Origin of the sequence: Streptomyces sp. NPDC001406, assembly GCF_042895285.1 — a bacterium.
In the GTDB taxonomy this organism is placed as follows: domain Bacteria; phylum Actinomycetota; class Actinomycetes; order Streptomycetales; family Streptomycetaceae; genus Streptomyces.
In genome coordinates, this window is record NZ_JBIAWG010000004.1 from 14,754 (window position 1) to 37,072 (window position 22,319).

Consider the following 22,319-nt stretch of genomic DNA (forward strand, 5'->3'; position numbering starts at 1 on the left):
CTCATGCGTCTGTCAGTCCTGACCAGGTTCCCGCAGTCCGCGTATCGCCTCCTGGTCCCGAAGCGGATCCGGCTGCGTCTGACCCTGCTGTACGGGTTCCTCTTCGTCCTCTCGGGTGCGGTGCTGCTGCTGATCACCTATCTGCTCGTCAGCAATGCCACGAGCAGCTTCATCACGGTCGAGTCGAAGAGCGCCGGGCCGCAATCCCCCGGCAGCGACCCCGACAAGCCGTCTGCGGGACTGCCGCCGGACATCGGTGGCGTGGCCCGGCAGTTCGGCGAGCAGTCGGTCCGGCAGCACGGGGCGCAGATGCACGACCTGTTGGTCCAGTCGGGGATCGCGCTGGGCATCACCACGGTGATCTCGATCGCGCTCGGCTGGGCGGTGGCCGGGCGGGTGCTGCGCCCGCTGCGCACGATGACCTCCACCATCCGGCGCATCTCCGCACGCAACGTGCACGAACGGCTGGCCTTCGGCGGCCCGCGCGACGAGCTGACCGAACTCGCCGACACCGTCGACGGTTTGCTCGGCCGGCTGGAGACGGCGCTCGACTCCCACAAGCGTTTCGTCGCCAACGCGGCACACGAGTTGCGCACACCGCTCACGCTGGAACATGCGCTGCTGGAGGAGTCGCTGATCGATCGCGACGCCACATTGGATTCGTTCCGGGAGAACTTCGAGCGTCTCCTGACGATCAGCAAGCAGCAGGCACGCCTGCTGGAGTCACTGCTCACCCTGTCCAGCAGCGAGCGCGGTGTGGACCGCCAGGAGCGATTGGACCTGGCGGTCCTCACCCGGCAGGTGGTGGACACCTTCCGTCCGAAGATCGAGCGGCGGGGGCTGCGGCTTGAGGCGTCGATCGAGTCGGCAGCTCTCACAGGGGACTCCGCGCTCGTCGAACGCCTGGTGGCCAATCTGCTGGACAACGCCGTGGACTACAACGTTCCCGGCGGGCTCCTGGAGTTGCGCACGGCGGTCGAGAACGGACGCGCGGTGGTGTCCGTCGCCAACACGGGTCAGGAGATCTCCCCCGAGCAGGTGGACCGGCTGTTCGAGCCGTTCCAGCGGCTGCACCGCACCGCGGGCGACGACCACCACGGCCTGGGCCTGTCGATCGTACGAGCCATCGCGGCCGCGCACGGCGCCACCCTCACCGCGCGCGCCCGCCCGGGAGGCGGTTTGTACGTGGTGGCCGCCTTCCCGCTGCGACGCGCAAGCGCGTCCCACGTCGGTCCTCGCGGTCACCAGCCGCCGTATGTGCCGAACGCGCGCACCGGCGACTCACTCCTCGCACGCACGCCGGAGAGCGGCTGAGCGCCTCACAGCGTCTGGGGCACGATCGCCACCGGGCAGCCCGCGTGGTGCAGCAGGGCGTGGCCCACCCGGCCGATCTGGAGACCGACACGGCCGTGCCTGCGTTCGGCGCCCACGATCACGAGGTCGGCGGCGGCCGAGCGGTTCACCAGGACCCGGTGAGCGGGTCCCTCGACCGTCACACTGCGCACTCTGACGTTCGGGTGGTCGGCCATCGTGTCGTGCAGCAGCGCGTCCAGCAGGGCCGAGGCCCGCTTCTCGTGGTGCCTGGCGGGTTCCTCGGCGAGCGCGGCATGGTCGGCGCTCTCGTGTGCGGGGCAGCGCCAGGCGCGGACGACGTCCAGGGTGCATCCGCGTGCCTCGGCCTCGCGGAAGGCGAACCGCACGGCCTCCGCGCCGGTGGCGGGGTCCCCCGCGCCGAGCAGGATCCGCTCGTGGCTGCCGGCCAGGCCCGCCTTGTCGCCCCGGACCACGATCACCGGGCACTGCGCACGGGCCGCCACGGCCAGGCTGACCGAGCCGAGGAGCAGCCCCTTCAGTTCGCCGCGGCCGCGCGATCCGGTCACCAGGACGGAGGCGTTGTTGCCCTCGTGCAGCAGGGCGTCCACCGCGTCGTCGGGGAGGATGTCGGTGGTGGCCTTCACCTCCGGGTTGCGCCGCGCGGCCCGCTCCGCCGCCGAGGCGACGATGTGTTCGGCCAGCACGCGCCCGGAGGTACGTTCCAGGTTGTCCGACGGCGTGCCCGTCTCGTAGCGCTCCCAGCGGGAGGCGTAGACCAGCCGCAGCGGCGCGTCGCGACGGGCGGCCTCGTCCACCGCCCAGTCGACCGCCAGCAGGCTTCCGTCCGATCCGTCGACGCCTACGACCAGGGGAAACGTCATCGTCCCCACCGCCTTTCGTCGGACTGCCACGTCGTGCAGCAGGGGTCCGATTCCACGGTTGCACCTGGTGTCGGCCATGACGAGGGGCAGGCCGGCCCTTGCCTGGGACATTCGGCCCATGCCCGCGCCCTTCCGTGCGGGGCGCACGGTCGCCGCCCGGACGCCGCTCAGCAGTGCGCGGACATCCGGTGGTCGTTCTGTTCCGGCCGGTGCGGTGCCCGCGGCGTCGTGCCGTGCGGGCGGCGGCCGCGCAGACGGACGGTGAGCGCGTCGAACGCCGTGGTGAACACCGCGGTGAGGATCGCCGTCATGCCCACCGCCATGACCAGCAGTACCGAAAAGCGCTCCCAGAACTCCGGTGTGAGGCTCGTGCCCACTGTCCTCGCCCTCCCTCATCGGGGTCGTTTCCCTCACTCACAGCCAACTCCGTTGACGCGCGGGCCACATGAGCCGAGCGGTCCCGGACCGGGGCCCGGGACGTCCTTGCCGCGCAGGGCCGTACGGCCCTGTGAGTCACGCGGCCCGCAGGGAAAGGAGCAGCACAGGACTCATGACGCCCAGCCTTGATCTTTGAGGTGGGGACCGTTCGGCCCTGGTGGCGCGGTCGTTTCCGTGGTGTGCTGGAGGTGGCGGGAAGGACCCGACACAGACGCGGGGAAGCGGCCGGCGGCGGTCGCGCACCGCGCTATCAGGATCCGCGAGAAGCGGGTGAGTCCTTCCCGCCCTGTCATGCCCGGACCGTGCCCCCACGGGGCCGAACGGCCCGTTGCCGTGCCCGAGCGGCCCGTGGTGCCCGGGCCCCGCCCGGCAGACCCTGGGATCAGGGGGCGGACGGCATTCCGGAGGGGAACGACAGGCCGTCGTACGACCGCCGTTCCGGCCCGGACCGCCCGGTCTGCGATCCGCGAAGACGACGCGAGCGTCGAGGAGTTGTCGACCCCGCCCGACCCTCCGAGGAGGACACCATGTACGACAGCCCGCGCACCGTGAGCGATGTGATGACGCACACCGTCGTCGCCGTCGGCCGCGACGCCGCGTTCAAGGACGTCGTCGAGCTGATGGAGCAGTGGAAGGTCAGTGCCCTTCCCGTGCTGGAGGGCGAGGGCCGGGTGATCGGCGTCGTGTCCGAGGCCGATCTGCTCCCCAAGGAGGAGTTCCGGGACAGCGACCCGGACCGGTTCACCCAGCGGCAACGGCTGGCCGACCTGGCCAAGGCCGGCGGGCTGACCGCCGAGGAGCTGATGAGCGCACCGGCCGTGACCGTGCACGCCGACGCCACGCTGGCGGAGGCGGCGCGCATCATGGCCCAGCGCAAGGTCAAGCGGCTGCCCGTCATCAACGACATCGGCATGCTCGAAGGCGTGGTCAGCCGCGCCGACCTGCTCAAGGTGTTCCTGCGCAGCGACGAGGAACTCACCGAAGAGGTGCGCCAGGAGGTCGTCGAGCGCCTGTTCCCCCTGTCCGCCGATCACATCCAGGTCGAGGTCAGCGAGGGTGTCGTGACCCTGACGGGGTGGGTCGACGGCACCGCCCTGGTCGGCGTGGCCGAGCGGCTGGCGCGTGCCGTGGAGGGCGTCGTCGACGTCCGCTGCCACCTCGTTCCGGCGTCCGCGCGAAGTGACCCGCAGTGATGACATACGTCGACGAGTGACGGACTCGGACCTGGTCCGGCGGCGTCTCGACCGGGCATCGAGGATCTGGCGGGCGTCGACGGGTGGGGCGGGTGCCGCCCGTGCCCTGTCGACCGTTCGACGCCGAGGTGCTCGGAGCCTACAGTCGGACGGAGGAGACCGGTGTCATGGTCCGATACGTGTACGACTTCGCCGAGGGCGGCCGTGACATGGCCGACCTGCTCGGCGGCAAGGGCGCGAACCTCGCCGAGATGACCCGGCTGGGGCTCCCGGTACCGCCTGGCTTCACCGTGACCACCGAGGCCTGCCAGGCCTTCCTGGCCAGCGGCGTCGAGCCGGAGGGCATGGCGGACGAGGTGTCCCGCCATCTGTCCGCCCTGGAGGCCGCCGCCGGGCGGTCGCTGGGGCAGCGGGACGATCCGCTGTTGCTGTCCGTGCGCTCCGGCGCGCGCTTCTCCATGCCCGGCATGATGGAGACGGTCCTGGACATCGGCCTGACCGACGACTCCGTCCTGGGCCTGGCCAAGGCGTCGGGCAGTGATCGTTTCGCCTGGGACTCCTACCGGCGTCTCGTCCAGATGTTCGGCAGCACCGTGATGGGTGTCGACGCGGCCCTGTTCGAAGAGGCCATCACGCGGCTCAAGGAAGCCCGCGACGCCCCGGACGACGTCCATCTGGACGCGAGCGACCTCGCCTGGCTCGTGGAGGCGTACCAGCGCCTGGTCCGTGCGGAGACGGGGCGGGACTTCCCCCAGTCCCCCGCCGAACAGCTGCGCCTGGCGATCCTCGCGGTGTTCCGCTCCTGGAACGGCGAGCGCGCCCGGCTCTACCGGCGGCGTGAGCACATCCCCGACGACCTGGGCACCGCGGTCACCGTGCAGCGCATGGTGTTCGGCAACCTGGGCACGGACTCGGGCAGCGGCGTCGCCTTCACGCGCGACCCGGCCACCGGGCGCCCCGGCCTGTACGGCGACTATCTGCCCGACGCCCAGGGCGAGGACGTGGTCGCCGGCATCCGCAACACCGTGACACTGGCCGAGCTGGAGCGGCTCGACCCGCGCGCGTATCTGCAGCTGCGCGACCATATGCGGACCCTGGAGCGGCACTACCGGGACCTGTGCGACATCGAGTTCACGATCGAGCGCGGCCGGCTGTGGATGCTGCAGACCCGGGTCGGCAAGCGCACCGCCGAGGCCTCGTTCGCGATCGCGGCCGAACTGGTCGAGGAAGGTCTCATCACCCAGGACGAGGCACTCGACCGGGTAGGCGGCGAGGGGCTCGCGCGGCTGATGTTTCCCCGCTTCGACGCCGCCGCGACCGGCACGGCCCTCGCCCACGGCATCCCCGCCTCTCCGGGCGCGGCGGTCGGCGCGGCGGTCTTCGACTCCGCGGAGGCCGTACGGCGCGCGGCCGACGGCGAGCAGGTGGTTCTCGTACGCCAGGAGACGACCCCCGACGACCTGCCCGGCATGGTCGCCGCGCAGGCCGTGCTGACCAGCCGCGGCGGCAAGACCAGTCACGCGGCCGTCGTCGCCCGTGGCATGGGCAAGGTCTGTGTGTGCGGTGCGGAGGAACTCGCCGTGGACACCGGGGCACGGCGCTTCACCACCCGTGACGGCACGGTCGTCGAGGAGGGCACGGTCATCTCGGTGGACGGCTCCGCCGGTGCGGTGTACCCGGGTGCCGTCGCGCTGGTCTCCTCCGCCGCGATGCGGTATCTGGAGACCGGCGAGCTGTCGGACGGCGTGGTCGCGGCGGTCGCCCGCGCTCTGGAACAGGCCGACGCGGTACGGCGCCTGGAGGTTCGGGCCAATGCCGACACCCCCGAGGACGCGGCACGCGCCCGCCGGTTCGGCGCGCAGGGCATCGGGCTGTGCCGTACCGAGCACATGTTCCTCGGCGAGCGGCGCAAGCTGGTGGAGGAGATGATCCTCGCGCGCGACGACGCCGGGCGCGAGCGGGCGCTTGCGGCTCTTCTGCCCCTTCAGCGGCAGGACTTCATCGGCATCCTGGCGGCGATGGACGGGCTGCCGGTCACCATCCGGCTGCTGGACCCGCCCCTGCACGAGTTCCTGCCCGACCGCACCGAACTCGCCGTCCGTATCGCCGCCGCCGAGGCCCGTGGCGATCAACCGGACGTGCACGACAGGGAGTTGCTGGACGCGGTGAACCGTATGCACGAGGACAACCCGATGCTCGGCCTGCGCGGGGTGCGCCTGGGTCTGGTGGTTCCCGGTCTGGTCGCCATGCAGGTACGGGCGATCGCCGAGGCGGTCGTGGAACGCACCCGGGCCGGCGGCTCGCCACGTGCGGAGATCATGGTGCCTCTGGTCGGGGCCGTCGAGGAACTCCGGCTCGCCCGCGCCGAGGTGGAGCGGGTGCTGGCCGAGGTCGCCGAGGAGTCCGGCGTGCCCGTCGCATGCCCGATCGGCACCATGATCGAGCTGCCGCGGGCCGCGCTGACCGCGGGCCGGATCGCCGAGGAGGCGGAGTTCTTCTCCTTCGGCACGAACGATCTGACCCAGACCACCTGGGGCTTCTCCCGCGACGACGTCGAGGCGGCGTTCTTCTCCGCCTATCTCGACAAGGGCGTCTTCGCCGCCTCCCCCTTCGAGACGATCGACCGCGACGGCGTGGGCCGACTGGTCCGCATGGCCGCCGACGAGGGCCGGGCCGCCCGCCCCGGCCTGAAGATCGGCGTGTGCGGCGAGCACGGCGGCGACCCCGACTCGGTGCGCTTCTTCCACACCGCGGGACTGGACTACGTCTCCTGCTCGCCGTTCCGTGTACCGGTCGCCCGTCTGGAGGCGGGCCGGGCCGCGCTGCCAAAGACCGGCGGCAGCGACAGCCGGTGACCGCGCCGTCATGTCGTGCGGCACGACATGACGGCGAGGACACGGACCGAGATCAGGCGCGGCCGAGTTCGTCGGCGACACGCGCCGCCCACGCCTCGATCGCGGCGAAGTCCCGGAAGTCACCCCCCTTTCCGGAGCGAAGGATCATCCCGGCCATCCGCCCCTTCGCGCCGTCTTCGAGGCAGCCGCCGAAGGTGATGTGTTCCCGGACGCCCAACCGCGTCATCGCGCGGCGCACTCCGGGCACGGGCGGGATGTCCCGCTCGGAGGCGGAGGCGTCGAGCGGGCCGCTGCTGAAGAACCACACGGGCCGCTCGGCGAGTGCGCGGCGGTGCCGGCGGACGAACCGGCGGGCGTCCTTCTGCCAGCGGCCGGCGTACAGCCCGCCGCCGACCACGACCGCGTCGTACGGCTCCACACTCGCCACGGACCGGGCCGGAAGGACCTCGGTCGTCAGGCCGGCCTTGCGCAGGACGTCCTCGATGGTCTCGGCGATCCTCGCCGTCGATCCGTTCGTCGTTCCGTAGGTGACCAACACGGTGCCGGTCATGGCGGCACGCCTCCTTTCACGGTCCGCGCAGCCAGTCGTCGGCTGCGCCGTGCAGGGCCTGTTCCGCGCGTATGCGCGCGTCGTCCAGGTGGTAGGTCAGCTTGTCGACCACGTCGACCACGCCGTCGATCTGGCGGGTCATGGAGACGGCGATCTCCGTGGCGGACTTGTGTTCCATGTGGCCGGTGAGTGTGACGACGCCCTGCGTCACCGAGACGTCGACGCTGCGGGCCGGCAGCCACAGGATGCGTCCCAGGATGTCGTCGATCACCTCGTCGCGGATCTCCCGGTCCGGGCGAAGGAACACCTGGAGCAGGTCGCGCCGGGTGACGATGCCGACCAGGCGGTCCTCCTCGTCGAGGACGGGGAGCCGTTCCACATGCCGCTCGGCCATGGTCCGGGCCGCTTCCGCGATGGTGGCGTCGGCGTGCACCGTGACGGGCGGCCTCGACATCAGCCGTCCGGCCGTACGGGCCTTCGCCTTGGCGGCCCGCCTGCGGGCACCGCGGGTCAGCCGTGCGAGCCCTGCGCGGCGCGTCGGTTCGTAAGGGCCGGGTGTGGCCGCCTGCCGCACCACGAGGTCCGTCTCGGAGATGACGCCGATGACCTTGTCGTCCTCGTCGACGACCGGCAGTCCGCTGATCCGGTGGTCCGCGATGAGTCGCACGACCTCCTTGAACGGGGTGGCGTACTCGGCGTGGACGACGTCCGTCGTCATCACGGAGCCGACCTTGTCGTGCTTCATGTCCCTTACCTCCTCAGCGGAGTCGGCGCAGATAGGGGTCCTGGGGTCCACGGGGCAGCAGTCGCACGCGCGCGTCGAGGACGGTGACCCCGCCCGGTGTCGCCAGGACCGGGTTGAAGTCGGCCTCGGCGAGCTGCGGCAGGTCCGCAGCCATCCGGGACAGCCGCAGGAGCACCTGCTCCAGGTCGTCCAGGTCGATCGGCCGGTGGCCGGCCGAGCCGAACAGCAGGGGTGCGCAGCGCGGGGATGTGATCAGGTCGTGCACGTCGTGGTCGGTGAGCGGGGCGAGCCGGGCCGCGTGGTCGGCCAGCACCTCGGTGGCCGTGCCTCCGAGGCCGAACAGGACGAGCGGGCCGAAGACCTGGTCCTGGACGACACCGGCGAACAGCTCGGTGCCGCGGTCGGCGAGGGGCTGCACGACCACCCCGGTCAGCAGGCCGGCGAAGCGCGTCTGCAGGTCCCGGAACGCGGCCCGGACCTGGAACTCGCCCCGCAGATCCAGATGGACGGCGTGCTGCTCGCTCTTGTGGACCAGGCCCGGCCAGTGAGCCTTCATCACGACCCGCCCGTCGGCGCCGTGCAGCCGCTCCGCGGCGCGGACGGCCTCGTCCTCGGTCTCGGCCCACGCCCACGGGATCTGCGGGATTCCGTAGCAGGCCAGGAGGTCGGCGCAGACGTTCGGGTCGAGCCAGCCACCGTCCGGGTGCTCGGCCAGGTCGGCGTCGACGATCGCGCGCGCCCGCTCGGAGTCGACGTCGTCGAGCGTCGGTACGGTGCCCGCGGGGCGGGCGAGCCAGGCCGCGCGATGCGCCGCGTGGGCCAACGCGCGTGCCGCGGCCTGCGGTTCGGCGTAGGCGGGGACGGTGCCCCCGCCGGCGGCGGTGAGCAGCCGGACCGGCAGGTCCTGCTCCAGGCGTACGACGGCCACCGGCTTCGCCCGGCGTGCGGGTGCCTCGGTGACGGCCCGCACCAGATCGTCACCCGTGGCGACGGCGACTGCCGTGGGGACGAGGGCGACCAGCACGGCGTCGATGCCCGGGTACCGCATGAGCCGGTCCAGGCACCCCGTGAGCTGTTCCTCGGTGACGGAGGCGGTGGCGTCGACGGGGTTGCCGACGGCCGACCCCTCGGGCAGTACGCCGAGCAGTTCGTCGGTCATCGCGGGCGTGAACGACGGCAGGGCGAGGCCCGCCTCCGCACAGGCGTCGGCGGCCAGCACTCCGGCTCCGCCCGCGTTGGTGACGATGGCGACACGGGTCCCCTCGGGCAGCGGCTGGGAGTGCAACAGGGCCGCTGTCTCCAGGAGTTCACCGATCGAGCGGGTGGCGGTGATGCCGGCCTGGGTGAACAGGGCCCCACGGGTCATGGTGGGGGTGGCGGCGGCAGCGGTGTGCGAGGCGGCGGCGCGCCGTCCGGCCACCGACCGGCCGGCGTCCACGGTCAGCACCGGCATGCGGCGGGTGACCCGGCGGGCGGTGCGGGAGAAGGCCCGCGGGTTGCCGAAGGACTCCAGATGCAGCAGGGCGAGGTCGGTGCGGCAGTCGCTCTCCCACCACTGGAGCAGATCGTTGCCGCTGACGTCGTACTTGTCGCCGAGCGAGACGAAGGACGACACGCCGATGCCGAGCCGGGACAGCCCGTCCAGCAGGGCGATGCCGACCCCGCCGGACTGCACGGCGACGCCCGCGGTGCCGGGCCGCGGATGATCGGCCGCGAACGTCGCGTCGAGACGCAGCTCGGGGTCCATGTTGGAGATGCCCAGGCAGTTGGGGCCGACCAGGCGCATGCCGTAGCTGCGGCAGGCGGCCAGCAGTGCCTGCGCCTGGGCGTGGTCGAGTCCCGCCGTGACGACGACGAGCGCGCGCACGCCCGCTGCGCCGCACTCCTCGGCAGTGGCCGGGACCGCCGCGGCCGGCACCGCCACGACCACGAGGTCCGGGGTCTTGGGCAGGGCACTGATGGACGGGTAGCACTGCACGCCGAGTACCGACGACATGCTCGGATTCACGGCGAACAGACGGCGCGTGAAGCCGCCGGAGTGCAGATGGTGCAGGATCGCCCGGCCCACCGAGCCGGGCCTGCGTCCGGCGCCGACGACGGCGACCACGTCGGGGCGCAGCAGCGGTTCGAGGCTGGCCACGTCGGCCGAGCGGCCGCGGGCCTCGACCGCGGAGAGGTAGGTGTCGTCCTCGTCGAGGTGGATGGTGCAGCGCACTTCCGGTCCCTCGTAGCGGCGGACGGTGCGCAGGCCGAGGTCGGCGAAGAGCCGGAGCACCTTGTTGTTCTCGCTCAGCGCGTCGGCCGTGAAGGTGGTGATGCCGTCGGCGCGGGCCGCGGAGACCAGGTGTTCGACGAGCAGGGTTCCCACTCCGCGGTGGTGCAGTCCGTCGGCGACCGCGATGGAGATCTCCGCCGGGCCGCCCTCCTGCCCGCCGGTGTCGTATTCGGCGAGGCCGAGCACCTGTTCCTTCGCCTCGGCCAGCAGGGCCCGGTAGCCGGGACGAGCGGGGGCGCAGGCCCGGTCGGCGGCCATGGCGGCCGACCGGCGGCTCGGTACGAAGAACCTCAGACGGAGGTTCTCCGGGGACATCTCCTCGTAGAGCCCTTCCAACTGGTCGTGGTCTCCGGGCGTGACAGGCCGGATGCACACGGTGGTCCCGTCCGCGAGCAGTGCGTGGGCGGGCGGTCGGTCGAGCAGGTGGTCCCTCATCGCGGGTCTCCTCCAAAACCGGTTGCCACTTCGAGCATCCGGCGGGGTGGCATGTGATCCCATGGGCTGTCCGGGGCGGAGGGGGGCCGATCGGCCCTGATGTGTGCTCCGCCCCGGAGCCGGTCACTCGTCGGCCACGAGGGCCGTGAGGTCGAGGAGTCGGTTGGTGTAGCCCCACTCGTTGTCGTACCAGCCGAAGATCTTGGCCAGGGTTCCGTTGGCCTGGGTCAGGGCCGGGTCGAAGACGCAGGACGAGGGGTCGCCGATGACGTCGCGGGAGACGATCGGGGCCTTCGAGACGCGCAGGATGCCGTTGAGCGTGCCCTCGGCGGCCGCGTCGAACGCGGCGTTGATCTCGTCCACGGTCGCCTCGCGGTTCAGCACCACCGCGAGGTCGGTCAGTGAGCCGTCCTCGACGGGCACACGGACCGCGATCCCGTCCAGCGCCCCGGCCAGTTCCGGCACCACCAGGCCCACGGCGCGTGCGGCGCCCGTGCTGGTCGGGATGATGCTCAGGGCAGCCGAGCGCGCCCGGCGCAGGTCCTTGTGCGGGCCGTCGAGGAGGGACTGGTCGTTGGTGTAGCCGTGGATCGTGGTCATCACGCCGCGTTCGATGCCGAAGGCGTCGTCGAGGACCTTGACCATGGGGGCGACGCAGTTGGTGGTGCAGGAGGCGGCGGAGACGATCCGGTCGCGGTGGCGGTCGTAGTTGGCGTCGTTGACGCCCATGACGATGGTGGCGTCCACGTCCTTGCCCGGCGCCGACAGCAGCACGGTGTGGGCTCCGCCCTTGAGGTGCAGGGCGGCGGAGTCGCGGTCGCGGAAGCGTCCGGTGGACTCGATCACGATGCCGGCGCCGTAGTCGGACCAGTGCAGGGCGGCCGGGTCGCGCTCGGCGGTGACGGCGATGCGCCGGCCGTCGACGGTGATCGAGCTGTCGTCGTGCGCGACGTCGCGTCCGATGTGCCCGAACGTGGAGTCGTACTCAAGCAGGTGGGCGAGGGTGGCGGGCGAGGTGATGTCGTTGATCGCGACGACCTCGACGTCCTGGGTGCCAGCTTCCGCGCGGTCGAGTGCCGCGCGCAGGTAGGTGCGGCCGATGCGGCCGAATCCGTTGATGCCGACGCGTACGGTCATGGTGGTGGGTTCCTTTCGGCGTCAGGGGTGTTCAGGGGTTCCGGCTCCGGTCGGTGACCTCGGCGTCGGTCAGGGCTGCTCGGGTACGACGACGACGGGGCAGGCCGCGTGATGCAGGACTCCGTGGGCCACGCGGCCGAGTTGCAGCCCGAGGTGGTCCGGGTGGCGCCGAGCGCCGACGACCAGCAGGTCGGCACCGTGGGAGGCGGCCAGCAGGACGCGGCGGGGGTGGCCCTCGACGGCGTGCGGGCGCAGTCGTACGTGCTCCGGCGCGTCCCGCAGCGCCTCCTCCAGCGTTTCCACAGCCCGTTCCTCGTGCAGTCGGGCGGGTTCTCCGGCCAGCAGCGGGTGGTCGGTCGTCTCGTGCGCCGGGCACCGCCAGGCGCGTACGGCTTCCAGCTCGACGCCGCGCAGTTCGGCCTCCCGCAGGGCGAAGCGCACCGCCGCGGAGTCGGCCGCCTTGTCGCCGACGCCCACCGCGATCCGGCCGTGCGTTGCGGAGCGGGCCTGATTGTCGTGGCTGCCGCGGAGCACGATGACCGGGCAGTGGGCGTATGCGGCCACGGTCAGGCTGACCGAACCGAGCAGCATCTCGACCATGCCGCTGCGGCCCCGGGTGCCCATCACCAGCGCGGACGCGTTACGGCTCTCGCGTACGAGTGCGTATTCGGGTTCTTCGGGCAGGACGTCTGTGGAGATCTTCACGCCGGTCTGGCGCAGCGCCGCGCGGCGGGCGGCCGCGGCCACGATGTCCTCGGCCATCACCTGCTCGGACGGCCTGCCCACATCCTGCGCCAGCGAGGTGCCCTCGTAGCGCTCCCACAGCGAGGCGTACACCAGCCGCAGCGGCACCCCGCGCAGTGCGGCCTCGTCGGCCGCCCAGTCCACCGCCCGCAGACTGGGCTCCGACCCGTCGACCCCTACGACCAGTGGCAGGTCCACCGCGCTCACCGCCCCGCCCCGAGATCGAACACGATCCGTGCCTTGACCTGCCCGCGCAGCACCTCGTCGATGGATTCGTTGACCGAGGACAGCGGACGGGTCTCGCAGATCACCCGTGTCCGCCCGGCCGCGTGCAGCTGGAACACCTCGGCCAGGTCCTGCCGGGTGCCCACGATCGAACCGATCACGGACGTCCCGTTCAGCACCGTGTCGAAGATCGGGACGCGCACCGTGCCGTGCGCGGGCAGCGCCACCATCACCAGCCGCCCGCCGCGCCGCAGGCCCGCGTTGACCGCCTCGAACGCGGCATCGTTCACGGCCAGCGCGAGTGCCGCATGCGCGCCGCCGTACCGCTTGAGCACCTTGCCCACGTCGTCCGTGCGGGCGTCGATGACCAGGTCCGCGCCCAGCTCGGCGGCGAGCTCCAGCTTGTCGTCGGTGACGTCGATCGCGGCCACCTGCGCGCCGGCGATCTTCGCGTACTGCACCGCCAGATGCCCCAGCCCGCCGATCCCGGAGACGGCCACCAACTGCGCCGGCCGCACCTGCGCGACCTTGAGCGCCTTGTAGGTGGTCACCCCGGCACAGGTCAGCGGGGCCGCCTCCACCGCGCTGATGCCCGGCGGCACCGGCTGCGCGAAGTCCGCCCAGGCCAGCATCTTCTCCGCATACCCACCGTCACAGCCGTACCCGGTGTTGACCTGCCGCTCGCACAGCGTCTCCCAGCCGGACAGGCAGTGCTCGCACCGCCCGCACGCCCACCCCAGCCAGGGGACCGCCACCCGGTCCCCCACGCTCAGGTGCGTGACGCCCTCACCGAGCGCCTCCACCACACCCACACCCTCGTGCCCGGGCACGAACGGCGGGTTCGGCCGGACCGGCCAGTCACCGTGCGCCGCGTGGATGTCGGTGTGGCACAGCCCGGAGGCCTCCACCCGGACCCGCACCTGACCGGCACCCGGCTCCGGGTCCGGACGCTCCTCGATCACCAGGGGCTCACCAAAGGCCCGTACAACCGCTGCCTTCATGACGTCTGCTCCTCAGCAAGTGGGTCAGCCGTGGGCCACGACGGCGACGGGGGCGGTGGAGTGGTGCAGGACGGCGTGCGTGACGTGGCCGATGTGCGCGCCGAGGGGGCTGCGGCGGATCCGCCGGCCCACGACCACCAGCGAGGCCGCCTGCGAGGCCTCGACGAGGTGCACGGCGGGGCTGCCGTACCGGGACTCCTCGGTGACCTCGACGTCCGGGTACTTCTGCCGCCAGGGGCGCAGCGCCACGGTCAGGGTCTGGGCGTCGTTCAGGGCCAGCGCCTCGTTGAGGGCGGGATTGGCCGGTGTGCCGTACGCGTAGTACGGCGGCGGGTACCAGGCGTGCACGACGCGCAGGGACGTGCCACGGCGTACGGCGGCGTCGAAGGCGAACCGGATCAGTGTCTCGTCGGGGTGGTCGGTGTCGAGGCCCAGGACCACGGGCCGGAAGGGTGTCGCGGCGGACGGGATGCCCGCCGGGTCCATCTCGTGCTCGTCGGCGGCCTGTTCCGCCGCTCTGACCAGTACGACGGGCCGCTCGGCGTGGGCGACGACGCTCAGTCCGACGGAGCCGATCATGAAGCCGCCGATGCCGCCTAGGCGTCGCGAGCCGAGGACGAGCAGTTCGGCGGTCTTCGCCGCCTCGGACAACGCCTCGCCGGGGCTGCCGGAGAGCTGCTCGCTGGTGACCTCGACGCCGGGGTGGCGCAGGCGCAGACCGTCGGCCGACTCGCGAGGAATGCGTTCGGTCCAGTGCTGGTGGGTCTCGGACCCGAGCAGCGGGGCCTGTGCCATGGGCTCGGGGACCGGCTCCCAGACATGGACGATCTTCAGCGGAAGATCGAGCAACTTGGCTTCCCGGGCTGCCCATTCGGCCGCGGCACGGCTTTCGGGCGAGCCGTCGAGACCTACGGTGACGGTGCGGGGCATGATCTCCACCTTCTGGCGCGAGGGATCCGATTCCGGAGTCGTGTTCGGCTGTTGCCTGACACACCTCACTCTGGCGTTCCGCGAGGAGCTGCACCGGATGCCGAAGGTCGGTGGCTGTTGGGCTGAACGTCCCTGTGTCCAAGGACTGTTGTCGAACTCCGCAGGCCGCGGCAGGTCAGTGGGCCGCCAGCCCCTGAGCGCGGAACTGCTCTCGCACCCGCTCGATGAGTTCGGCGGACGGCCGGGGGGCGTCCTTGAGGGGGAAGGGAATGCCGAGCGAGTCGTACTTCGCGGCGCCGAGTTTGTGGAACGGGAGGATGTCGACGCGCTGGACGGCGGGGAGCCCGGCGACGAAGTGGGCCAGGCCGTCGATGGGTTCCGGTGCGTCGGTCCAGCCGGCGACCAGGACGTAGCGGATCCACATCGGGATGCCGAGCCGGTCGAGGCGGGTGGCGAAGTTCAGGGTGGGTGAGAGTTCACCTCCGGTCAGCTTTCGGTATGTGTTGACGTCGAAGGACTTGATGTCCAGCAGGACCAGGTCGACGTCCGCGAGGAGTTCGTCGGTGGCTCGGGCGCCGAGGAAGCCGGAGGTGTCGAGGGCGGTGTGCAGTCCGGCCTCCTTGCAGCGCCGGAGCACCGTCGCGGCGAAGGCCGACTGGAGGAGCGGTTCGCCGCCGGTGAGGGTCACTCCGCCGCCGGCCGTGGTGACGAAGGGCCGGTACTTCTCGATCTCGGCCATCACCTCGTCGACCGTGACCTCCCTGCCGTCGCGCATGTGCCAGGTGTCCGGGTTGGCGCAGTACAGGCAGCGCAGCGGGCAGCCGCTGAAGAAGAGGACGAACCGGGTCCCGGGACCGTCCACGCCGGTGGACAGGTCCCAGGAGTGGATCCGGCCTTTCGTCGTCGTGTTCACAGCGATCCGTGGAAGGTGCGGCTGATCACGTCGAGCTGCTGCTCTCGGGTCAGGCGGACGAAGTTCACGGCGTATCCGGAGACGCGGATGGTCAGGTCCGGGTAGTTCTCCGGGTGTTCCATGGCGTCCTCGAGCTTGGCGCGGTCCAGGACGTTCACGTTCATGTGGAAGCCGCCGGCCGCCGTGTAGGCGTCGAGGATGCCGACCAGGTTCCCGGCGCGTTCCTCCGGCCGGTGGCCCAGTCCCTCCGGGGTGATGGTGGTGGTCAGCGAGATGCCGTCCCGGGCGTGCTCGTACGGCAGCTTGGCGACCGAGAGCGCGGATGCGGCCACTCCGTGCCGGTCGCGGCCGTTCATCGGGTTGGCGCCGGGTGCGAAGGGCTGACCGGCGCGCCGCCCGTCGGGGGTGTTGCCGGTGTGCTTGCCGTAGACGACGTTGGAGGTGATGGTGAGGACCGACTGGGTGTGTTCGGCGTTGCGGTAGGTGGGGTGCTTGCGCACCTTCGCCATGAACGAATCGACCAGGTCGACGGCGAGCGTGTCGGCGCGGTCGTCGTTGTTCCCGTACGCCGGGTAGTCGCCCTCGACCTCGTAGTCCACCGCCAGTCCGGTGGCGTCCCGGACGACCTTCACGCGCGCGTACTTGACGGCGGAGAGGCTGTCGGCGGCGACGGACAGACCGGCGATGCCACAGGCCATGAAGCGGTGCACGGGGTAGTCGTGGAGGGCCATCTCAAGGCGCTCGTAGGCGTACTTGTCGTGCATGTAGTGGATGACGTTGAGGGCGTTGACGTACGTCCGTGCCAGCCAGTCGAGCATCCGGTCGTACGCCGCGGCCAGTTCCTCGTAGTCCAGGTACTCACCCGTCAGCGCGGGCGCCGCGGGGGCGATCTGTTCGCCGGTCATCTCGTCCCGGCCGCCGTTGATCGCGTACAGCAGTGCCTTGGCGAGGTTGACCCGCGCCCCGAAGAACTGCATCTGCCGGCCCACCGCCATGGCCGAGACACAGCAGGCGATCGCGGTGTCGTCGCCGGTGCACGGGCGCATCAGCTCGTCGGACTCGTACTGGACGGCGCTGGTGTCGACCGAGACCTGACCGCAGAACCTCTTGAACCCGGACGGGAGCCGGGGCGACCACAGCACGGTCAGGTTCGGCTCGGGTGCGGGCCCCAGGTTGTACAGGGTCTGCAGGAAGCGGAACGAGGTGCGGGTGACCAGCGGACGGCCGTCCGTGCCGATGCCGCCGATGGACTCGGTCACCCAGGTGGGGTCGCCGGAGAACAGGGCGTCGTACTCGGGGGTGCGCAGGAAGCGCACGATCCGCAGCTTGATGACGAAGTCGTCGACCAGTTCCTGGGCACGCGTCTCGTCGATGGTCCCGTCGTCCAGGTCCCGCTGGAGGAAGACGTCCAGGAAGGTCGAGGTGCGGCCCAGCGACATGGCGGCGCCGTTCTGCTCCTTCACCGCGGCCAGGTACGCGAGGTACAGCCACTGGACGGCCTCGTGCGCGGTGGTGGCGGGGCGGGACACGTCGCAGCCGTATGTCGCCGCCATGCGGGTCAGCTCGCCCAGCGCCTTGATCTGTTCGGCGAGTTCCTCACGGTCGCGGATGATGTGCTCGGTCGACGGCTCGCCGTCCAGCCGGGCCTTTTCGGCCTGCTTGGCCGCGATCAGCCGGTCGGTGCCGTAGAGCGCCACACGCCGGTAGTCGCCGATGATCCGGCCGCGTCCGTAGGCGTCCGGGAGGCCGGTGATGACGGCGGCCTTGCGGGCGGCGCGCATCTCCGGTGTGTAGGCGTCGAAGACGCCGTCGTTGTGGGTCTTGCGGTAGGTGCCGAAGACCTTGGTCACGAAGGGGTCGGGCTCGTAGCCGTACGCCTTGAGGCCGTTCTCCACCATCCGCAGCCCACCAGTGGGCATGATCGCCCGCTTCAGGGGTGCGTCCGTCTGCAGGCCGACGATCAGCTCGCGCTCCCGGTCGATGTAGCCGGGCGCGTGCGAGGTGATGGTCGACGGGGTGGCGGTGTCGACGTCGAGGATGCCCCTGCGCCGTTCCTCCGGGAAGAGTGCGCTCACCTTGGCCCAGACGGCGCGCGTGCGTTCGGTCGGACCGCTCAGGAAGCGGGCGTCGCCCTCGTACGGGGTGTAGTTGGCCTGTACGAAGTCGCGTACGTCGATCCCCTCGCGCCAGTGGGTGCCCGTGAAGCCGCGCCAGGCGTCCGTCGTGCGGTTCCCGACTGGCATGGTTGCGGTCATCGTCGGTTCTCTCCTCGCCTAGGCGCTTCCTTGTACTTCGGATCCTTGTCGCTCGTGACGATCACGGGGAGTGCCGACAGGGACACATCCGGGTGCGCCGGTGGGCCCATCGGCTCTGGTACATATGGACCGGTACACAGGGACCGGGCAGGCGATGATCGTCATGGAGGCCGACGGTTTGTCGTTCTTCGTCCGGGGAACAAGGGGTCGTCATGACGCAGACACGCACTTTCACGGAGCAGGACCCGGTCCGCGTGTTCCTGGTCGACGACCACGAGGTCGTACGGCGCGGCCTGACCGACCTGCTCGACGCCGAGCCCGACATCTCGGTCGTCGGTGACGCCGGCACCGTCGAGCAGGCACTCGCCCGAGGCCCCGCCCTGCGGCCGCACGTCGCCGTCCTCGACGTCCGTCTCCCCGACGGCGACGGCATCACGGTCTGCCGGGAGCTGCGCAGCCAGATGCCGGACCTCACGTGTCTGATGCTGACCTCGTTCGATGACGAGGACGCGCTGCTGGACGCGATCATGGCCGGCGCCTCGGGCTATGTCCTCAAGCAGATCAAGGGCTCCGATCTCATCTCGGCGGTGCGCACCGTCGCCTCGGGCCAGTCGATGCTGGACCCCGCGACCACGGCCCGCCTGATGCGGTCACTGCGCACCGACCCCGTGGGCACTCCGGAGGTGCCGGCCGAGCTGGCGAGCCTGTCGCCGCGCGAGCGGGAGATCCTCGCCCTGATCGGCGAGGGCCTGACCAACCGCGAGATCGGCAGGAAGCTCTATCTGTCGGAGAAGACGGTCAAGAACCACATCTCACGGATGCTGGCCAAGCTGGGCGTACAGCGTCGCGTCCAAGCCGCGGTCCTCGCCTCGCACCTGGAACAACGGGACTCCCAGGACCGTCCGCCTCAGCGGTGAAGGCCCGATGGCCCCACCCCTAGGGCCTGACAGCCCTGTACCGCAGAGGGTGCTCGCAGAAGTCTGGATCTGCCCAACGATCTCAAGGAGCGGATCCCATGACTGCCAAGGACACCGGCACTCACGTCAGCACCACCGCCGACCTGCGGGTGCGCACGGAAGGCGAGGTGGGCGAGGAAGAACTCGCGTATCTGCGGGCCAAGGTCGACACGGTTCTCGGCCGCCCCGGGGTGCCGGCCGTCCGCGGCGCCCTGAGGGTCGTCAAGGCGGTGGCGCACCACGCCGAGCAGCCCTGGTTCGCCGGGGCGGAGCTCGTGGTGGGGAACACCCTCGTCGTCGTGCACGCCCGGGAGGCGACGGCACATGAACTGGCGGACTCGTTGGCGGACCGGCTGCGCGGCCAGGTGAATCGGTTCCTGCACCGCAAGGAGGGGGCGCGCAGGTCGGCCGCCCCGCCGCCGTGGCGCGGCGGCCGGGCCGACGACGGATCGCACCAGTAGGGGCACCCCAACGGCCGTGGCCCGCCGTGCCGGTCAGCCCCCGACAGGGACCATCGGCATCTGGGAGCGGCGGGCCCGGCCGGACGAAGGTGGAGAGTACGAGCGACACCGGTTCTCGGTGCCGCTCCCGTATGCACTGCCGGCCGACCCTGCCGGCTCTCGTCAACGGAGGCGTATCCCAATGACCCGTCACGACGCCGGAATCGAGGCCACGGCCACCGCCGGGGCACCGTCCGACATCACCATCGCCGTGGACCAGTTGGTCACACAGGGACTCAAGGCGCTGGCCGACTACGAGGCCTTCACGCAGGAGCAGATCGACCACATCGTCAAGAAGGCCTCGGTCGCAGCCCTGGACCAGCACACGGCACTGGCCCGCCTCGCGGTCGAGGAGACGGGGCGCGGCGTCTTCGAGGACAAGGCGGCCAAGAACATGTTCGCGTGCGAGCACGTCACGCACAGCATCGCGCCCATGAAGACCGTCGGTGTGATCGCCCGTGACGACATCGAGGACATGACCGAGGTGGCCGAACCCGTCGGCGTGGTCTGCGCGATCACGCCGGTCACCAACCCGACCTCCACCACCGTCTTCAAGGCCCTGATGGCGCTGAAGACACGCAACCCGGTCGTCTTCGCCTTCCACCCCTCGGCCCAGCGGTGCAGCACCGAGGCGGCGCGGATCGTACGGGACGCGGCCATCGCCGCCGGCGCGCCGGAGCACTGCATCCAGTGGATCGAGACCCCGTCGGTGGAAGCGACCAGCGTCCTGATGCACCACCCCGGTGTCTCCCTGATCCTCGCCACCGGCGGCAACGCCATGGTCCGGGCCGCCTACTCGGCGGGCAAGCCGGCTCTCGGCGTCGGCGCGGGCAACGTCCCCGCCTATGTGCACCAGAGCGCGAAGCTGCGCCGGGCCGTCAATGACCTGGTGCTGTCGAAGTCCTTCGACAACGGCATGATCTGCGCCTCCGAACAGGCCGTCATCCTGGACGAGGAGATCTACGACGCGGCACTGGCCGAGTTCCGCACCCTGCACGCCCATCTGGCGACCGCCGAGGAGAAGGCGAAGCTGGAGGCGTTCCTGTTCCCCGGCCAGGCCGCGAACTCGGGGTGCGAACCCAAGGTCAACGCCGCGGCCGTCGGGCAGAGCCCGGTGTGGATCGCCGAACAGGCCGGCTTCACCGTGCCCGCCGACACCTCGCTGATCCTCGTCCAGGCCGAACACGTCGGTCCGGACGAGCCGTTGACCCGCGAGAAGCTCTGCCCGGTGCTCGCCGTGCTGCGCGCGGGCTCGCAGGCGCAGGGCTTCGACCTCGCCGCCGACATGGTCGCCTTCCACGGGCAGGGCCACAGCGCCGTCATCCACACGGAGGACCGGACGATCGCCGAGGCCTACGGCAAGCGGCTGAAGACCGTACGGATCATCGTCAACTCCCCGTCCTCGCAGGGCGCCATAGGCGGCATCTACAACAACCTGCTGCCGTCGCTCACCCTCGGCTGTGGCTCATGGGGCCACACCTCGGTGTCCAACAACGTCTCCGCCGCCCAGCTGCTGAACATCAAGCGGGTCGGCGCGCGCCGCAACAATCTGCAGTGGTTCAAGGTGCCCCCGAAGATCTATTTCGAGCCGCAGTCCATTCGCTATCTGGCCTCCATGCCGGACGTGCACCGCGTCACGATCGTCACGGACGCCACCATGACCCGCCTCGGCTTCGTCGACCGCGTCACCCGCGTCCTGCAGCGGCGCCACGAGCCGACGACGCTCCAGGTCATCGACAACGTGGAACCGGAGCCGAGCATCGAATCCGTCCGGCAGGGCGCCCGCCTGATGCACGACTTCCGCCCGGACACGATCATCGCGCTGGGCGGCGGCTCGCCGATGGACGCCGCCAAGGTGATGTGGCTGCTGTACGAGCACCCGGACATCGACTTCGCCGACATGCGGCAGAAGTTCTCCGACATCCGCAAGCGCGCCTTCCGCTTCCCGGTGCTGGGCGCCCGGGCCCGCCTGGTCTGCATCCCCACCACGTCGGGCACCGGCGCCGAGGTCACCCCCTTCGCGGTGATCTCCGACCCGGCCACCGGCAAGAAGTACCCGCTGGCCGACTACGCGCTGACGCCCAGCGTCGCCATCGTCGACCCGCTGCTCACCACGGAGCTGCCACCCGCGCTGGCCGCCGACAGCGGGTTCGACGCGCTCACCCACGCCATCGAGACGTATGTGTCCGTGTACGCGAACGACTTCACCGACGGCTTGGCCCTGCACGCGATCCGGCTCGTCTTCGAGAACATCGAAGCGGCGGTGAACAACCGCACGGGCCGCCCCGACGCGCGGGAGAAGATGCACAACGCCGGCACCATCGCCGGCATGGCCTTCGGCAATGCCTTCCTCGGCATCGTCCACGCCATGTCGCACACCCTCGGCGCCAGCTTCCACATCGCGCACGGCCGCACCAACGCGGTCCTCCTGCCGCACGTCATCCGCTACAACGGCACGGTCCCCACGAAGCTCACCGGCTGGCCCAAGTACGAGAGCTACCGCGCCCCCGAACGCTTCCAGGACATCGCCCGCACCCTCGGGCTGCCCGCCGGCACCCCGCAGGAGGGGGTGGAGTCGCTGGCCGCCGCGGTGGAACGGCTCCGCGACGCCGTGGGCATCGAGCCGTCGTTCCAGGCCCTCGGCATCGACGAACGCGCCTTCCTCGACGCCCTGCCCCAGCAGGCCCTGAACGCGTACGAGGACCAGTGCGCACCCGCCAACCCGCGGATGCCGATGCTCGACGACATGCAGGACATCATGCGCACCGCGTACTACGGCGCCGTACGGAACCGGCCGGACACGGGCCGGGGCCGCAAGACCCCGGCCTGAGGGGATCCACCTGCCGTGATGGACGGCCGGGCCCGCGCACGGCGCGCGGGCTCGGCGGAAGGACGGTAGAAGTGGGATGACGGGGCCGAACGCGGAGAGGCCGGCCATGCGTGCGCCCGGTGGCCTCGGCCGCCGCGTTCTC

17 protein-coding genes are annotated in these 22,319 nt (G+C 71.1%); 6 read left to right on the plus strand and 11 right to left on the minus strand.

Translation table 11 applies throughout. The features are described 5' to 3' along the window. Positions 1-3 precede the first annotated feature (3 nt). On the plus strand, positions 4-1,314 hold the full coding sequence (locus tag ACFY1J_RS10320; protein ID WP_390731029.1) for a sensor histidine kinase: 1,311 nt from the start codon (positions 4-6) through the stop codon (positions 1,312-1,314). A 5-nt stretch (positions 1,315-1,319) separates the two neighbouring features. Here the strand turns inward: ACFY1J_RS10320 and ACFY1J_RS10325 are convergent, their stop codons facing one another. Beyond that, on the minus strand, positions 1,320-2,195 hold the full coding sequence (locus ACFY1J_RS10325; protein ID WP_390706219.1) for a universal stress protein: 876 nt from the start codon (positions 2,193-2,195) through the stop codon (positions 1,320-1,322). Between the two features lie 167 nt (positions 2,196-2,362). Continuing rightward, on the minus strand, positions 2,363-2,572 hold the full coding sequence (locus ACFY1J_RS10330; protein ID WP_390706218.1) for a hypothetical protein: 210 nt from the start codon (positions 2,570-2,572) through the stop codon (positions 2,363-2,365). Between the two features lie 588 nt (positions 2,573-3,160). Between ACFY1J_RS10330 and ACFY1J_RS10335 the strand changes: the two genes are divergently transcribed. Together ACFY1J_RS10335 and ppdK are read left to right on the plus strand one after the other, a co-directional pair. Continuing rightward, on the plus strand, positions 3,161-3,826 hold the full coding sequence (locus tag ACFY1J_RS10335) for a CBS domain-containing protein (RefSeq protein ID WP_390706217.1): 666 nt from the start codon (positions 3,161-3,163) through the stop codon (positions 3,824-3,826). A gap of 167 nt (positions 3,827-3,993) precedes the next feature. Next, positions 3,994-6,681 carry a pyruvate, phosphate dikinase gene (gene ppdK, locus ACFY1J_RS10340; protein ID WP_390731030.1) on the plus strand — a complete coding sequence of 896 codons (2,688 nt, stop codon included), beginning with the start codon at positions 3,994-3,996 and terminating at the stop codon, positions 6,679-6,681. A gap of 52 nt (positions 6,682-6,733) precedes the next feature. Here ppdK and ACFY1J_RS10345 read toward each other — a convergent pair whose 3' ends face one another. The 9 genes from ACFY1J_RS10345 to pflB form a co-directional block, all read right to left on the minus strand. Beyond that, complete coding sequence (locus tag ACFY1J_RS10345; RefSeq protein WP_390706215.1) at positions 6,734-7,231, minus strand: flavodoxin domain-containing protein; 498 nt, start codon at positions 7,229-7,231, stop codon at positions 6,734-6,736. A 16-nt stretch (positions 7,232-7,247) separates the two neighbouring features. After that, positions 7,248-7,976: a CBS domain-containing protein gene (locus ACFY1J_RS10350; protein WP_390731031.1), complete on the minus strand. Its 729-nt coding sequence runs from the start codon at positions 7,974-7,976 to the stop codon at positions 7,248-7,250. A 13-nt stretch (positions 7,977-7,989) separates the two neighbouring features. After that, a complete protein-coding gene (locus ACFY1J_RS10355; protein WP_390731032.1) occupies positions 7,990-10,686 on the minus strand; it encodes a GNAT family N-acetyltransferase in 2,697 nt (898 codons plus the stop codon). A gap of 123 nt (positions 10,687-10,809) precedes the next feature. Next, complete coding sequence (gene gap / locus ACFY1J_RS10360; RefSeq protein ID WP_390706212.1) at positions 10,810-11,823, minus strand: type I glyceraldehyde-3-phosphate dehydrogenase; 1,014 nt, start codon at positions 11,821-11,823, stop codon at positions 10,810-10,812. A gap of 69 nt (positions 11,824-11,892) precedes the next feature. Further along, entirely contained in the window at positions 11,893-12,774 is an 882-nt protein-coding gene (locus ACFY1J_RS10365) for a universal stress protein (protein WP_390706211.1), read from the minus strand. Next, positions 12,771-13,793 carry an alcohol dehydrogenase AdhP gene (adhP, locus tag ACFY1J_RS10370; protein ID WP_363297762.1) on the minus strand — a complete coding sequence of 341 codons (1,023 nt, stop codon included), beginning with the start codon at positions 13,791-13,793 and terminating at the stop codon, positions 12,771-12,773. Before adhP ends, ACFY1J_RS10365 begins: the two co-directional genes overlap by 4 nt. A 24-nt stretch (positions 13,794-13,817) precedes the next feature. Next, a complete protein-coding gene (locus tag ACFY1J_RS10375; protein ID WP_390706210.1) occupies positions 13,818-14,723 on the minus strand; it encodes a universal stress protein in 906 nt (301 codons plus the stop codon). A 175-nt stretch (positions 14,724-14,898) separates the two neighbouring features. Continuing rightward, positions 14,899-15,636, minus strand: coding sequence for a pyruvate formate-lyase-activating protein (gene pflA / locus ACFY1J_RS10380; RefSeq protein ID WP_390706209.1), 738 nt, complete (start codon positions 15,634-15,636; stop codon positions 14,899-14,901). Further along, complete coding sequence (gene pflB, locus ACFY1J_RS10385; RefSeq protein ID WP_390731033.1) at positions 15,633-17,891, minus strand: formate C-acetyltransferase; 2,259 nt, start codon at positions 17,889-17,891, stop codon at positions 15,633-15,635. The genes pflA and pflB overlap by 4 nt, the downstream gene beginning before the upstream one ends. A gap of 212 nt (positions 17,892-18,103) precedes the next feature. On the opposite strand from pflB, the gene ACFY1J_RS10390 reads away from it, so the two are divergent. The 3 genes from ACFY1J_RS10390 (at position 18,104) to adhE (ending at position 22,177) form a co-directional block, all read left to right on the plus strand. Then, positions 18,104-18,808: a response regulator gene (locus tag ACFY1J_RS10390; protein ID WP_390706207.1), complete on the plus strand. Its 705-nt coding sequence runs from the start codon at positions 18,104-18,106 to the stop codon at positions 18,806-18,808. Between the two features lie 98 nt (positions 18,809-18,906). Beyond that, a complete protein-coding gene (locus tag ACFY1J_RS10395; RefSeq protein WP_390706206.1) occupies positions 18,907-19,308 on the plus strand; it encodes a hypothetical protein in 402 nt (133 codons plus the stop codon). Positions 19,309-19,489: 181 nt separating this feature from the next. Continuing rightward, entirely contained in the window at positions 19,490-22,177 is a 2,688-nt protein-coding gene (gene adhE, locus ACFY1J_RS10400; RefSeq protein ID WP_390731034.1) for a bifunctional acetaldehyde-CoA/alcohol dehydrogenase, read from the plus strand. Positions 22,178-22,319: the final 142 nt, after the last annotated feature.